This window comes from Pantoea sp. YU22 (assembly GCF_003970755.1).
In the GTDB taxonomy this organism is placed as follows: Bacteria; Pseudomonadota; Gammaproteobacteria; order Enterobacterales; family Enterobacteriaceae; genus Pantoea; species Pantoea piersonii.
On sequence record NZ_RYDU01000021.1, the window covers coordinates 1 to 12,743 of the forward strand.

The window sequence follows — 12,743 nt, forward strand, 5'->3', positions numbered from 1 at the left end:
AACAGATGTCACCGACAGAATATGAAAACCAGTATTATCAACGGCTCGGAAGTGTCTAGATTATCCGTGGCGATTCAGTTCGAGGTCTGTGCAATGAAGAATCTAAAGGTTGCACGGTGTCCAGGTCTGGTACTGGCACCTACCTGATCAAGGGCGCTGTTGGCCTGGCTAAAGACCTGTGGTCAGTGATGGATTGTGGTAATGGTCAGGGTCGAATAATTGCTCTGGCTGAAGCAGAGGAAACAGCAGAGGGTGTGGTAGTACATTGCTACAAGCAAAAATACACGCTTACTGAGGATGGAGATTTGACTGTTGGCAAGGGGGCGCTGATTGATATCCCGGACGAAACGTGGATTGACGTTCGTCTGGAAATGCCGGCTGATTCTGCTTACAACCAACGCCAGCAAGAAGTGGCTTCACAGATGAATGAACAACACAATGAAAGTGCTACATCCTAAAAAAGCCCCGGCGACGGGGCAGAGGTATACCGCGCCGATCTGAGCAGGCTACGGGTTTCGTTAGATCCAGTGCTTATACCAGGCTAGACCGACAACAAGAGCCGCTACAACGATGATATTGATTATCACAACAACGCGTGGCGAGACATCCATGACGATATCCTCCTGTTAAAGGCAATCATCAGAGGTTAGCACCTGTGAGACAGATTTGGGACACGCAAAGGTTTGTGACCTTTACCAAGCCTTTGCATGTTTTCGCATCGTGGGACGTGTGAGCGCGGCAGAATGCGGTAAGTTACTGTGTTAAAAGGTGGCTCTAGGAACTTCTAAGCCGTAGGTCACAGGTTCGAATCCTGTAGGGCGTGCCATTTTTTCTTCCATTAATTCCTTCTGAAGTCTGTCAGATCCCTTAAAAAAGCGTAACGAAATCAGCACCGCTGAGGTTTCCTCCTGTCCGGAGGAGAGGGAGCAAAACAGCATCGGGATTTTCCAAAAATGTATATCATCTGGTGGACGACATCTTTCTGGTCCGGCAGGAAAAGTGTTGGTAAAGCGATGCTGGCAGCCCTGCAGCAGAATATTGCCAGGCTCGCCACAGCAAAAGCGAGTCTGCTAGCTATTTCCGGCAAGAGTGGCTGCGCGACAGCGCAGAGCGCCGGAGCCAATAAAAATGCAGGGTATCTCTGTTACGACAGGTTTGCTTCCCGGTCAACCGGTTCAGGGCCGCGGAATGCCCGGCGCCATTCGCTGGGGCTGATGCTGAACCTCGCCTTAAAGCTCTAACGAAATGAGACTGGCGACTGAAATCCGGTCATCCCGGACACTTTTTCGATACTGTGATCCGTCGTCTCCAGCAGCTCCTGGCTTCGCTGAAGCCGCTCTGCGTTAATCCAGTCTCCCAGCGTGGTTCCCGTGGCCTTCAGGAAGTGACGGGTCAGCGTTCGTCGGCTCATGCTGACAAATCCGGCCAGCGAGTCGAGGTCGTGTGGCTTGTCCAGATTGCGGCGCAGGTAATCCATTAATTCATTCATTTTACTGTCCCGTGTGGAGCCCGGAACCGGACGCTCTATAAACTGGGCCTGCCCGCCTTCACGATAAGGAGGAACAACCATCCTTCTTGCCACCCGGTTGGCAACGGCCGAACCGTAATGGTCGCGGATAATGTTCAGACAGCAGTCAATACCGGCTGCCGTTCCGGCAGAGGTGATGAGCCGCTCATCGCTGGTATAAAGCGAGTTACTGTCCAGGTGAACGGCAGGAAAGCGTGCAGTAAAGTCCTTTTCATACTCCCAGTGTGTGGCGGCGCGGCGCTCATTGAGCAGGCCCGAGTAAGCGAGCACATAGGTGCCCAGACAGAGGCCCACCACTTCCGCACCGCGCTGCCAGGCGCTTATCAGCTTATCAAGCAGGGCCTGAGAGGGTTTTTCATCAGGGTTATTCCAGTACGGCACGATGATAATATCTGCAGCGTCAAGTCGTTCCAGACCGTGCTCTACATTGATAGACAGGCCGATATCCGACTGGACAATACCCGCTTTTTCCGCGCAGATTTCGAGGCAGAACAAATCAGGTTCCGGCATTGATGACCCGAAAAGGATACAGGGCACTGAAAAGTGAAACGGGCTGAATCCAGCCGTGGCGATCACGGCAACTGTCAGAGCAGACATAATGTTTACCTTTCCGTCAATGATTGCCACCAGAGCACCAGTGGCTGACAGGCTGATTTTAAACGGCCACGTTGGCCGTCAGCCGGTCGTTATAACGTTTTCCTTACTCAGGTAACAAGGCCGGTCAGAAAGCGAGAGTCTCGCCATCTGCCGGAATAAGCACCTGACTTTCAATACCCTGCTCAAGCGTAAACTCACGCAGCTCCGCACGGGTAAGCAGGCAATGGTTAATCGATTCCATATGTGAGGCAACGATGGTTGCAGAGGGCAGCAACTTAAGCGTGCGCAGCGTGTCCTCTTTACCCATGATAATCGGGCCATAGAGATCGTTAACCGCATAGCCGGTATTCAGCACGACAATGTCTGGCTGGAAGCGTTGCAGATTTTTTGCATAAGGTTTTACCCAGACGGTATCGCCAGCTATATAAAGCGTTTTTTCACCGTAATGCGTAAAGACCAGTCCGCACGCATCCCCCAGTAAAGCACCCCATTCAGCATCGGCGTAGAGCTCATTACTGCCGTGCTGGCCGTCGGTTTTGTAAATCGTCAGACCGTCCACGAAATGATTTTCCTCTTTCAAAACGCGGATATTAAGAAAGCCCTGAGAACGGATCAGTGCCGCATCATTCTCATCCTGCGTGTAAATAAGCATATCTTTAGGCACGGCCTGCTGTGCTGCCTCGTCCCAGTGGTCAGTATGCGTGTGCGTCAGGATCACAGCATCAACGTCCAGCAAACTCTCAACCGCTACGGGCAGGGCCACCATGGGGTTGCGAAGATGCGGGCGCGCATTTCCCGCAAAACCTTCCCAGGCCTCTTTCTCTGCCAGCATAGGATCGATAAGGAATGTCTTACCGGCATATTCCAGTACGAGAGTGGCATTACGGACTTGTGTTAGCTTCATTTCTTACTCCATTAATTCGTCAGGTTTTAAGCCACAGCCTGCCGCGACCTGTCAGCGAGCAGGTGGCTGCGAGTGGATTTACTGTAAGAGGTGAAGCCAGAAAGCCGTGACAGGCTCCGGGGTCATTAGTCGATGAAATCAGGTCAACTTAACGCGATCGGGCGGACAGTCGCGATAACGCTGCTGCCCGTCATCCTGACCGGTTCTGTTGGAGGAGGGCGGGGTGTTTGATGCCAGTGTCCGCTCTGTGCTAAAAGCGGACGTTTGCAGCATAAATTTAAACTAGTTAATGGAAGGCAGTTTAAAGTCTGATAACCGGCAAAAGGAGATACTGTTAATTATCGGAACGCTATACCGTAGTAAGCAGACTGCCTTTAATATAACTATCTTATTTTTGCGGAAACAATTTTATCATCTGCTTTCCAGATGCGATATTTAACCTCAATGTTATCGGGAGTATAAACGACAACTGGTAGCTTACTGTTATAACTCAACATGCCATTCGCACCGAGACTGGCCCCCACGAATTTTTTTTCCTTCTTCTGTTCTGGACAGGCCATCATAGTAGAGACGTGCATCACGCCTGAATCTGATGTTTTCGCTGTTTCAAACACATAATAAGGGTACCCCCAGCCATCGACTGTTTCGCTCTTCAGCTGGCCCAGAAGCTGATGAGCATTACAGTCAACTTCTAAGGTTTGACCAATCATCAGCTCGACTTTATATAAGTACTCATTCTTAAGCTCAGGCAGCTCTATCACCTGACGACTTATACCCTTTTCCGGCTCTGGATAAGGCGCGATAGCTTTCAAAGATTGCTGCTGAGCGGAAGCGCTAGCCGAAAGGCAACCGACAGACATCAGCAAACATAGAGCCCACGAGGAATTTCTGGTCATTAAGTGTGTCCTTGAGTCCATTTCAATAATATAAATAGCTAACAAAATGGTGAAAGTTAGCGTTAAGCGCTGCGATTTTATTTAAAGTTAGTGGTTACTGTCATCCGACAGATCGATAGCGGCATCCAGGTTCTGTAAAAAATAATTTACATTATCTTTGTATGGGTTTACGTGCGCGAACCCTCCTAAAAGCGTCATCTGTCACAGGGGTGATGATTAGAGGAAACGTTAAAAGAGTTCGAAAAACGTTTATTTAACGTATTTATACCGAACGGTTTGACGCATAGATGTGTGTTTGCCGGAAACGGATATCGATAGCCTTTGTTTGTTAATCAATAGCGGCCAGGTTAAAGAAAACCATCATGTAAGGCGGCAAATAATTTATAGATTCAAGCTGTTAATAAAATTAGCAATATCAGCTTACGAACCGCCACATCGTAACACCTCCGGCGTTTCGGGATGACCGGATAAAAAACAATGGTGGCGGCATGTTATACCCGCATAAAATATGCAGCAGCGCTGGCAGCGAATAACGATATTCACCGCTACAGCGCGCTTAAGGCTGACTTTATTGAATATCATTCGACGCTGGTCCTGACTGACGCAGGCGGCCACCGCAAATCTGACAATCCAGCTTCACCGCCTTAAATCACTCAAATCAGAGCTGCGCATCAAGAAAAGCGCAAAGCCTCTCCAGGAAAATGTCTGGTACTTCTTCATGGGGCGAATGCCCGCAAGGTAGCGCCTCGCCGGTTACCTGCTGCGCTTTATCACGCCACGTCGCCACCACATCATAGAGTTCGCCGACCGTTCCTTTTTCGCCCCACAGCAGCAGTAGCGGGCAAGCGATTCTTTTCTCACTGTCTGCCGCGTCGTCTTCCAGATCTAGGGTGGCGGCGGCGCGGTAATCTTCACACACCGCGTGTATCATCTCTGGCTGCTGATAGCAGCGCAGATAGTCGTTGAAGACCGCTTCTGAAGTGGCACCAGCGGTTTTTAGCTGGCCTTCGATATGTTTTTTCAGGAAAAAACCGGGATCGTTCGCAATCATGGTTTCAGGCAGCGGCCAGGGCTGAATCAGAAAAAACCACCAGAAATAGCGGGTAGCGAACGCTTTATTGGTCAGCGCATACATGGTCGCCGTAGGCGCGATATCCACGAATACGCAGCAGCTCACCTTGTCGGGGTGATCCAGCGCCAGCCGGTGGCCAACCCGACCTCCGCGATCGTGGCCGACGAAAGCCACCTGCTTATAGTCCAGCGCCTCGATCAGCAGGCTGATATCTTCCGCCATGACGCGCTTAGAGTAGGGGCGGTGCTGCTCGTCGCTGGTGGGCTTGTCGCTGTCGCCATAACCTCTCAGATCGGGCAGTATCACGCGGTACTTTTCTGCCAGCTGCGGGGCAATCTTACGCCAGGTAATATGGTTCTGAGGATGGCCATGAAGCAACAGCAGCGGCTTGCCCGAGCCGCCCGTGGCGACGCGCAGCCTGATGCCGTTAGCAAGGGTAATATCCTGTAGTCTGAAACCTGGAATGAAAGGCGACTCACCGTGTTCAACTATAGGGTTCATGGTTTTCTCCTCGATGTATTGAGACAGGGTCACTATCACCGGCATAGCGCGAGGCTATTTCCTGTGCCAGTTTTCCTGCCTCAGACTCTCTGAAAAAGCGACTTGCGCAGTCAGCCTGAGGATCCGCATGCATGGAGCCTGCATTGGTCAATATAGCCACGGCACAGTCGCTGTGCTGATACCACCATACGCATGCGCTAAAACCCAGAACATTGCCGCCGTGCCCTAATGCCGGGCCGTAGTCTGTTTCGATCCTGAACAGGCTTAACCCCATTTCGCCACTTTCAGCCGGGAGCCAGCGCTGCATCGCCTTCATGCTTTGCAGGTTAAGCAACTGCGCGTTTTTAAGGGCAAGAATAAAGGTCATGATGTCTTGCGCAGTGGAAACGATGCCGCCAGCGGCCCATTCAACAGCGAGGCTGGAGGCAGATACATTTATCAGGTCATAAGGCGCCGGGTGAAAATGCGGGGAAAAACCGGCGTTTTGTATAAAAGCAGCATCCAGCCGGTAATACTTGCCGGCAAGGTTTCCGTTCTTCGCCGGGGAAGCGCCTGCCATACAGGTATTTTTCAGGGACAGCGGCGCCAGAATTCTTTTGCTCAACTCTGCTTCCAGGCTGTTCTGCGTTATTTTCTCAATTAACAATCCCAGCAAGGTGAAGTGGGTATTTGAATAGTGGAAGTTCTCGGCTGGCAGGCTTAACGCTTTTTTGCCCCGGATATAGTCAAGGGGTTCATGCGGCATCCAGCGTCTTTCTGGATTCAGATGCTTTCCGCGCGCATCGGAAATCCAGCCGGGATCATCTTCCCAGCTTGGGATAGCAGCGTAATGGGACAAAAGTTGTCTGGGGGTGGCGGTATCGGCATGGGCAATTCGGGATAAAGCTTTTCGTCGAGCCAGCGCGAGACGGGCGCGTCGAGAGGCAGCAAACCCTCTTCATTTAGCTGAAGAGCTAATACCGCAATAAAGACTTTCGTTATGCTGCCAATGCCGAAAAGCGTTTCTGGCGTGTTTCTGGTGCCGTTTTCTACGTCAGCATAACCAGCGGCTTCATGCCATATTATCTGGCTGCCCTTGCCGATGGCCAGAGATACAGCAGGAAAGCGGGTCCGCGTTTTCTGAAGAAGTAAATCCTGCAACGCGCTTTCGGGTGAAGCCATTTTGCTTCCTTCTGAATAAAGACATTTATGACGCAAAGAGAGAGAACAGCGCGCCACTGGCTTAAGTATGGCTGTTCCTGACATTACAGGTAATCAGCTCAGGCCAGTCGCTCACCGGCTGCAGGCGCTGTAGCCTTTTGATGAGCCTGGCTATGGCCGTAGTCGAGGTACAGGTAATATCAGTAAAGCGTGTTTTTTAATCGTTCCGGCAGCGCCTGATCATAGGCATCGCCATTAATTTCAGACTGGGAAAGCTGATGAAGAATAGAGCCTGGGCTGGGGAGCTGGTCACGCTTGATTTGTACGGCGGGATCCCAGAGCTTTGAGCGAATGATGGCGCGGCTACATTGAAAAAAAACGCTTTCGACCGCAATACGCAAGACCGTTTTAGGCAGTTGATGGTTTACGGCGAACCTGTGGAGTAATTCTGGATCCGTCGTGATCTTCGCCGTGCCGTTCACGCGCAGCGTTTCGCCAATGCCTGGGATAAGAAAAAGAAGCGCAACGCGGTTATCGTGAAGAATATTGCGCAGGCTGTCTATGCGGTTATTGCCTCGCCTGTCGGGCAATAACAGCGTCTTCGCATCTTCAATGACGACAAAGCCCGCCGGATCGCCTCTTGGAGACACATCGAGTCCACCCGGCCCTGAGGTTGCCAGCGCCACAAAGGGCGAGGCTTCGATAAAAGGGCGGTAGGCCGGATGAATATGGTCAGTCTCCTTGGTTAAAGAGGGTTTTGCGACTGCGCCATAAATCCGTTCCAGCTCCGCATCACTCGTAATGAATGTCTGTTCAACAGCCATATCCTCCACCGCCTTCTGTATTCAGGAATACGCTCATCACCTTTATACATGACGGCTGGTGGGGATGCACTTGCACCGCTGAATAGCGGTCGGCTTTACTCAGGCAAAAGCCCGGTCTGCGCATAACGCATCTTGCACATCGCTTCGCTGCCTGAAGCTGCCAGCCCGGTTAAAGGAGACCATCCTTCGCTCTGACGGCGAACGGCGTCTTTACTTCAGTCCGAGTTTGCGGGCCAGACGATGTAGGTTTCCCGGATCGAGTTCCAGCTGACGCGCGGTTCTGGCCCAGACTTTCCCGGTGCTTTCATAGACCTGTTTAATGTACTTATATTGAAACTGACGGGTTGCCTCGCTAAGGCTCGCTAAGGGCAGCGACGGCGCGGTTTCGGTCGGCGCTGAGCGAAGAGCTGTTTCGCCTTTCAGGTTGAAGTGCTGAGGCAGCAAAATGATTTCGCCGCTGCGTGACTCCGCCTGCGCGATGATGACCGCACGATAGATGGCATGCTCCAGCTCGCGCACGTTTCCGGGCCAGCTTGCTGCTTCAAGCATGGCGCTGGTGGTCGGGCTAAGGGCGATGCTGGTCAAACCAAACTTTATCCGGCACTTTTCACAGAAATAGCCGGCAAGCAGCACGATATCGTCGCGCCGCTCCTGCAGCGAGGGCACGAACAGGGGAAAAACGCTTAAGCGGTGATAAAGGTCAGCCCGGAATTTGCCCTCCGTAACTGCTTTGCGCATATCCATGTTGGTCGCCGCGATGATGCGGACATTGACGGTCAGAGCTTTATCCTCTCCCACGCGCTGTAGATCGCCATACTGAAGTACGCGCAGCAGTTTAGCCTGTAGCGAGAGCGGCAGTTCTCCAATCTCATCCAGAAACAACGTTCCTTTATCCGCCAGTTCAAATTTACCTGGCCGATCGTGAATAGCGCCGGTGAAAGCGCCTTTGACGTGGCCAAACAGCTCGCTCTCTGCGACGCTTTCCGGCAGCGCGGCGCAATTAAGGTAAATCAGGGGCTGCGCGGCGCGATGGGAGAGGCGATGGATGGCCTGAGCAATAAGTTCCTTGCCGGTCCCTGTCTCACCCATGATCAATACGCTCAGGTCAGAGGGGGCGACAACGGCGATCTCTTTCTTCAGATGGGCGAGCGGCGCGGACTCACCAATAATCTGCATCTCCTCATTCCCTTCTGGCCGCATATGCTGCGGGATAAAGGAGGAGGGCGGCTTTTCTAACTGCTCAACCAGCAGGGCGTTGTTCAGGGCACCAGCGGTCAGGCTGGCAAGGACGCGCAATTCCTCATCGCTGTAAGTATCAAACTGATGCGCGTCCATGCCGTCCAGGGTCAGGGCACCGATCAGCGTCTGCCCCGAAAAGAGCGGCATGCCGACGCACGCATGAACATGTAATTCGCCCTGTTCGGGGATCAGACCGTCGTAGGGATCGGGCAGATCGTTATCCGCAGGAAAGCGCACAACATCGCCTGCGCGCGCGATCGCTTCCAGCCGTGGATGCGCATCAAGGCTAAACCGGCGGCCCATAACGTCAGGGGCAAGCCCGGCCGTAGCCAGAGGTCTGAACTGCTGATTTTCATAGCGTAACAGGGCGGTAGCGTCACAGCTTAACGCCTGGTGGATGCTTTTTATCATCCGCATAAAGCGGTCACGCTCACGTACGCCGTTCTGAATATCGACAGCCAGCGCCGCCAGGGTTTCAACTGAGAGAGCCATAGTGTCACCTGTACAATAGATGTCTTAATAACAATATTAACTATTGTTATAAATACAGTATGGGCCTTCTCCCTTGATGCAAATCAATTAGTTAAGAAGTGGCACGACATATGCCTGATTAGCTTAATGAATTAAGTTAAGGAGCACAGAAATGTCCAACCATGTAAAGATAAAAGCGCTCAGCGCACAACAGATCAATACCGCCGCGAATGCGCTGCGCTGGGCCGCGTTCGGCGGCAGCCGAGGGCCAGACTTAACCTGTTACCAGCGCGCTCCAGATCGGCTTCATTTCGAAACGGAATATGGCGGACGCAAAGCCTGGGTAGACTTAGATCTTCCCTGTACTCCCTTGTCGCTGCTGATTGCCGGTTCGCTTCTGTTACAGCAGCTTAATACCTGGATTGGGTGAAACCATGACGCATCTGGATGAAGTAATGACAGCGGTCGATACCGCCATCGCGAATAATATTATTCGCGAGATGAACGTGCTGCTGTGCGAACTCAGCGAGGATAGCAGGCTCACGCGCGAGGAGCGCTTTACCCAGCAGCAGCGCCTGCGCGCTGCGGTTTTCCGGCACAGTACAGAGAAAAAAGAGCTGGCCGAACAGCGCCGTAACTGGCTGACTCGCGGCGGCATTATCAGTTAAAGAAGGATCACAACCTGCCCTGATCGAGATAAGCCCGCTACGGCGGGCTTTTTTATGTGCTGAGTAGTGTCTTTAAGACAATTAATTGTGACTGAGACAATATTTGATAGGGTTTTTTGAACAATGCTTATAAATTATTAATTTTAAAATCAAACACTTAAAAACTGGCATGACAGATGCACTGGGTTAAGGAAATTCACCTCAGCTAAAAGGGCATCTGATGAACATTCATGTAAAAAACAATATTTTTTGGGTCGGCAAACGGGACTGGGAAGTTGAGCATTTTCACGGCAAAGAGTACAAGATGCAGCGCGGCACCAGCTATAACAGCTACCTTATCCGCGAAGAGAAGAATGTCTTGATCGATACCGTCGATCTCCGTTTCCGCACCGATTTCGTTAAAAATCTTAGCGAAGAGATCGATTTAAAAACGATCGACGCCATCATTATCAACCATGCGGAGGAAGACCACGCAGGCGCACTGGCCGAACTGCTGGCGTTGATCCCAGGCACGCCGATTTACTGCACTGCCAACGGCGTAGACTCGATTAACGGCCATCATCACCATCCCGAATGGAATTTCAACGTAGTAAAAACAGGCGACTCGCTCGATATCGGCAACGGCAAAAAACTGATCTTTGTTGAAACGCCGATGCTGCACTGGCCGGACAGCATGATGACCTATATGACGCAGGACGCCGTGCTGTTCAGTAATGACGCTTTCGGCCAGCACTACTGCGATGAGCACCTGTTTAACGATGAAGTCGACCAGCACGAACTGTTCGACCAGTGTCAGCGCTACTTCTCAAATATCCTTACGCCCTTTGCACGCCTGGTGACGGCGAAGATCAACGAGATCCTGAGCTTCAATCTGCCGCTAAGTATGATCGCCACCTCCCACGGTGTGGTATGGCGCGACAACCCGGCGCAGATTGTTGAGCTTTATCTGAAGTGGTCCGCCGATTACCAGGAAGATCGCATCACGCTCTTTTATGACGCCATGTCGAATAATACGCGCATGATGGCGGATGCCATCGCTCAGGGGATCCGGGAAACGGATCCGCGCGTTGCCGTTAAGGTTTACAACGTCTCCGCCCACGACAAAAACGAGATCATCACCTCCTGCTTCCGCTCAAAAGGCATTCTGGTCGGCTCCTCTACCATGAACAATGTGATGATGCCAAAGGTGGCGGGCATGCTGGAGGAGATCACCGGCCTGAAATTCCGTAATAAACGCGCCTCCGCGTTTGGCTCCTATGGCTGGACGGGCGGCGCTGTCGATCGCGTGGCGACCCGCCTGCAGGATGCCGGTTTCGATATGACTATCGCCCTGAAAACCAAATGGCGTCCCGATCTCTCCGCGCTGGAAGCGTGTCGTGAACATGGTCGCAACATCGCCCGCGAATGGGCGCTTTCTCCCATCCCTTCGGCAGCGCCTTCCGTTGACAGCGCCGCGGCAGTTATTGCCGCCGCGACGCCTGAAAGCAGCGATGGATACGGTATGACGCAAGCGGACAAAGCGGGCGGTCAGAAAATGATTTGTACGGTATGCCAGTGGGTTTACGACCCGTCTGAGGGTGAACCCGCTCAGGCGGTTGCACCTGGCACCGCGTGGGAAGCGGTGCCGGAGGATTTCCTGTGTCCCGGCTGTGCGCTGGGTAAATCCGTGTTCGAGCCATATGAGGGTTAAGCCAGTGCCAGCAGATATTGTCATTATCGGTTCAGGCTTCGCTGCCCGGCAGCTGGTTAAATTTATCCGTCAGCAGGATAAAGCGGTGCCGGTTCGTATTATCGCCGCTGACAGCTGCAATGAATATAATAAGCCTGAGCTCAGTCATGTGTTCAGCATGGGGCATCGCGCGGACGACTTAACCCGTCAGACGGCGGCGGAATGGGCGGAAAGCCAGAACATCATGCTGCATCCTTTTACTTTTGTCAGGGGGATCGATCGAGCGGCGCATTGCGTTCAGACCAGCGCGGGCGATCTCTCTTATGGCAAGCTTGTTCTCGCCACCGGGGCCAGCGCCATCGTTCCCCCCGTGCAGGGCAGCGATCTGGTTTATACCCTGAACAGCCAGCAGGCTTACCGGAAATGTGAAGCCAGTTTGATCAACGCGAAGCGGGTGCTGATGATCGGCGGCGGCCTGATCGGAACAGAGCTTGCAATGGACCTTAATCGCGCCGGTAAACAGGTCACGGTCGTCGACCGCAGCGCAACGCTGCTTTCCGCGCTGCTGCCGCCTGAGATCGGCGGTCGTTTGCAGAGTCGTTTAGTGCGCAGCGGCGTTCAGTTTCGTTTCCAGACGGAAATCAGCGGGCTGGTTCGCGATCGAGACGGGCTGGAGGTCCGCTTCAGCAACGGCGAGAGCGGGCGCTTCGATGCCGCTGTGTGCGCTATCGGCCTGCGTCCCGATCTCGCTCTGGCGCAGGAGGCGGGCATCGAGGTGCGCCGCGGCATTGTGGTTGACGACACGCTCGCCACCTCGGCGCCTGATATCTACGCGCTGGGCGACTGTGCGGAAATCCAGGGAAGGCTGATGCCCTACCTTCAGCCCGCCATGCTGGCGGCGATGACGCTGGGCAAGAACCTGACCGGCCGCTCCGCGAAACTGACGCTGCCCGCCATGCTAATCAAGGTTAAAACGCCCGCTATGCCGCTCCATCTGGCGGGCGATCCGGCCAATCCCACCTACCAGTGGCAAATGACTTTTTCACCGACCGGCATTATCGCTAAAGGCTATGACGAGAGCGGCGAGCTGCGGGCGTTTGTCGTCAGTGAGGATCACATGCAAATGGCGTTTAGCATGCTAAAGGAGATTAAGCTGGCTGGCGCCGCTTAACGACGCTTTGCTTCCTGAAGGTCGCACCAGGCTTAGTTGCCTCCTGCTGCCAGGCCGGTTAAT

13 protein-coding genes and 1 pseudogene are annotated in these 12,743 nt (G+C 53.0%); 6 read left to right on the plus strand and 8 right to left on the minus strand.

Annotated elements, in window-relative coordinates:
• Nucleotides 1-116: 116 nt before the first annotated feature.
• Entirely contained in the window at nt 117-458 is a 342-nt protein-coding gene (locus tag EKL29_RS20245; RefSeq protein ID WP_126690522.1) for a hypothetical protein, read from the plus strand.
• 495 nt (nt 459-953) lie between these two features.
• A complete protein-coding gene (locus EKL29_RS20250; RefSeq protein ID WP_126690523.1) occupies nt 954-1,241 on the plus strand; it encodes a hypothetical protein in 288 nt (95 codons plus the stop codon).
• Here the strand turns inward: EKL29_RS20250 and EKL29_RS20255 are convergent.
• The 8 genes and pseudogenes from EKL29_RS20255 to norR form a co-directional block, all read right to left on the minus strand.
• Nucleotides 1,145-2,125: pseudogene (locus EKL29_RS20255) on the minus strand (GlxA family transcriptional regulator). The gene EKL29_RS20250 and the pseudogene EKL29_RS20255 overlap by 97 nt on opposite strands.
• A gap of 124 nt (nt 2,126-2,249) precedes the next feature.
• The gene (locus EKL29_RS20260; protein ID WP_126690525.1) at nt 2,250-3,029 is read right to left on the minus strand and encodes an MBL fold metallo-hydrolase; all 780 of its coding nucleotides are present in this window, start codon (nt 3,027-3,029) and stop codon (nt 2,250-2,252) included.
• Nucleotides 3,030-3,412: 383 nt separating this feature from the next.
• Nucleotides 3,413-3,925, minus strand: a complete 513-nt coding sequence (gene eco, locus EKL29_RS20265) for a serine protease inhibitor ecotin (RefSeq protein WP_126690526.1) — start codon at nt 3,923-3,925, stop codon at nt 3,413-3,415.
• Nucleotides 3,926-4,583: 658 nt separating this feature from the next.
• Nucleotides 4,584-5,498, minus strand: coding sequence for an alpha/beta fold hydrolase (locus EKL29_RS20270; RefSeq protein ID WP_126690527.1), 915 nt, complete (start codon nt 5,496-5,498; stop codon nt 4,584-4,586).
• A complete protein-coding gene (locus EKL29_RS20275; RefSeq protein ID WP_158618942.1) occupies nt 5,482-6,336 on the minus strand; it encodes a serine hydrolase domain-containing protein in 855 nt (284 codons plus the stop codon). The genes EKL29_RS20270 and EKL29_RS20275 overlap by 17 nt, the downstream gene beginning before the upstream one ends.
• Nucleotides 6,261-6,743, minus strand: coding sequence for a serine hydrolase (locus tag EKL29_RS23590; protein ID WP_126690529.1), 483 nt, complete (start codon nt 6,741-6,743; stop codon nt 6,261-6,263). Before EKL29_RS23590 ends, EKL29_RS20275 begins: the two co-directional genes overlap by 76 nt.
• Nucleotides 6,744-6,838: 95 nt before the next feature.
• Nucleotides 6,839-7,462, minus strand: coding sequence for a pyridoxamine 5'-phosphate oxidase family protein (locus EKL29_RS20285; RefSeq protein ID WP_126690530.1), 624 nt, complete (start codon nt 7,460-7,462; stop codon nt 6,839-6,841).
• 210 nt (nt 7,463-7,672) lie between these two features.
• On the minus strand, nt 7,673-9,193 hold the full coding sequence (gene norR, locus EKL29_RS20290; protein WP_126690531.1) for a nitric oxide reductase transcriptional regulator NorR: 1,521 nt from the start codon (nt 9,191-9,193) through the stop codon (nt 7,673-7,675).
• Nucleotides 9,194-9,344: 151 nt separating this feature from the next.
• Here norR and EKL29_RS20295 point away from each other — a divergent pair, with 151 nt between their 5' ends.
• The 4 genes from EKL29_RS20295 to norW all read left to right on the plus strand — a co-directional run bounded on the left by EKL29_RS20295 (nt 9,345) and on the right by norW (nt 12,680).
• A complete protein-coding gene (locus EKL29_RS20295) occupies nt 9,345-9,602 on the plus strand; it encodes a hypothetical protein (protein ID WP_126690532.1) in 258 nt (85 codons plus the stop codon).
• Nucleotides 9,603-9,606: 4 nt separating this feature from the next.
• Nucleotides 9,607-9,840: a DUF2526 family protein gene (locus EKL29_RS20300; RefSeq protein WP_120451357.1), complete on the plus strand. Its 234-nt coding sequence runs from the start codon at nt 9,607-9,609 to the stop codon at nt 9,838-9,840.
• 220 nt (nt 9,841-10,060) lie between these two features.
• Nucleotides 10,061-11,530: an anaerobic nitric oxide reductase flavorubredoxin gene (gene norV / locus EKL29_RS20305; protein WP_120451358.1), complete on the plus strand. Its 1,470-nt coding sequence runs from the start codon at nt 10,061-10,063 to the stop codon at nt 11,528-11,530.
• Between the two features lie 4 nt (nt 11,531-11,534).
• A complete protein-coding gene (gene norW, locus EKL29_RS20310) occupies nt 11,535-12,680 on the plus strand; it encodes an NADH:flavorubredoxin reductase NorW (protein ID WP_126690533.1) in 1,146 nt (381 codons plus the stop codon).
• The last annotated feature ends 63 nt before the right edge of the window (nt 12,681-12,743 follow it).

Excerpts from the sequence above, each read along its gene's own strand:
- EKL29_RS20250 (WP_126690523.1), top strand. The coding sequence starts at position 954 with ATGTATATCATCTGGTGGACGACATCTTTCTGGTCCGGCAGGAAAAGT.
- EKL29_RS20260 (WP_126690525.1), bottom strand. The coding sequence starts at position 3,029 with ATGAAGCTAACACAAGTCCGTAATGCCACTCTCGTACTGGAATATGCC.
- eco (WP_126690526.1), bottom strand. The coding sequence starts at position 3,925 with ATGACCAGAAATTCCTCGTGGGCTCTATGTTTGCTGATGTCTGTCGGT.
- EKL29_RS20270 (WP_126690527.1), bottom strand. The coding sequence starts at position 5,498 with ATGAACCCTATAGTTGAACACGGTGAGTCGCCTTTCATTCCAGGTTTC.
- EKL29_RS23590 (WP_126690529.1), bottom strand. The coding sequence starts at position 6,743 with ATGTCAGGAACAGCCATACTTAAGCCAGTGGCGCGCTGTTCTCTCTCT.
- EKL29_RS20285 (WP_126690530.1), bottom strand. The coding sequence starts at position 7,462 with ATGGCTGTTGAACAGACATTCATTACGAGTGATGCGGAGCTGGAACGG.
- norR (WP_126690531.1), bottom strand. The coding sequence starts at position 9,193 with ATGGCTCTCTCAGTTGAAACCCTGGCGGCGCTGGCTGTCGATATTCAG.
- EKL29_RS20295 (WP_126690532.1), top strand. The coding sequence starts at position 9,345 with ATGTCCAACCATGTAAAGATAAAAGCGCTCAGCGCACAACAGATCAAT.
- EKL29_RS20300 (WP_120451357.1), top strand. The coding sequence starts at position 9,607 with ATGACGCATCTGGATGAAGTAATGACAGCGGTCGATACCGCCATCGCG.
- norV (WP_120451358.1), top strand. The coding sequence starts at position 10,061 with ATGAACATTCATGTAAAAAACAATATTTTTTGGGTCGGCAAACGGGAC.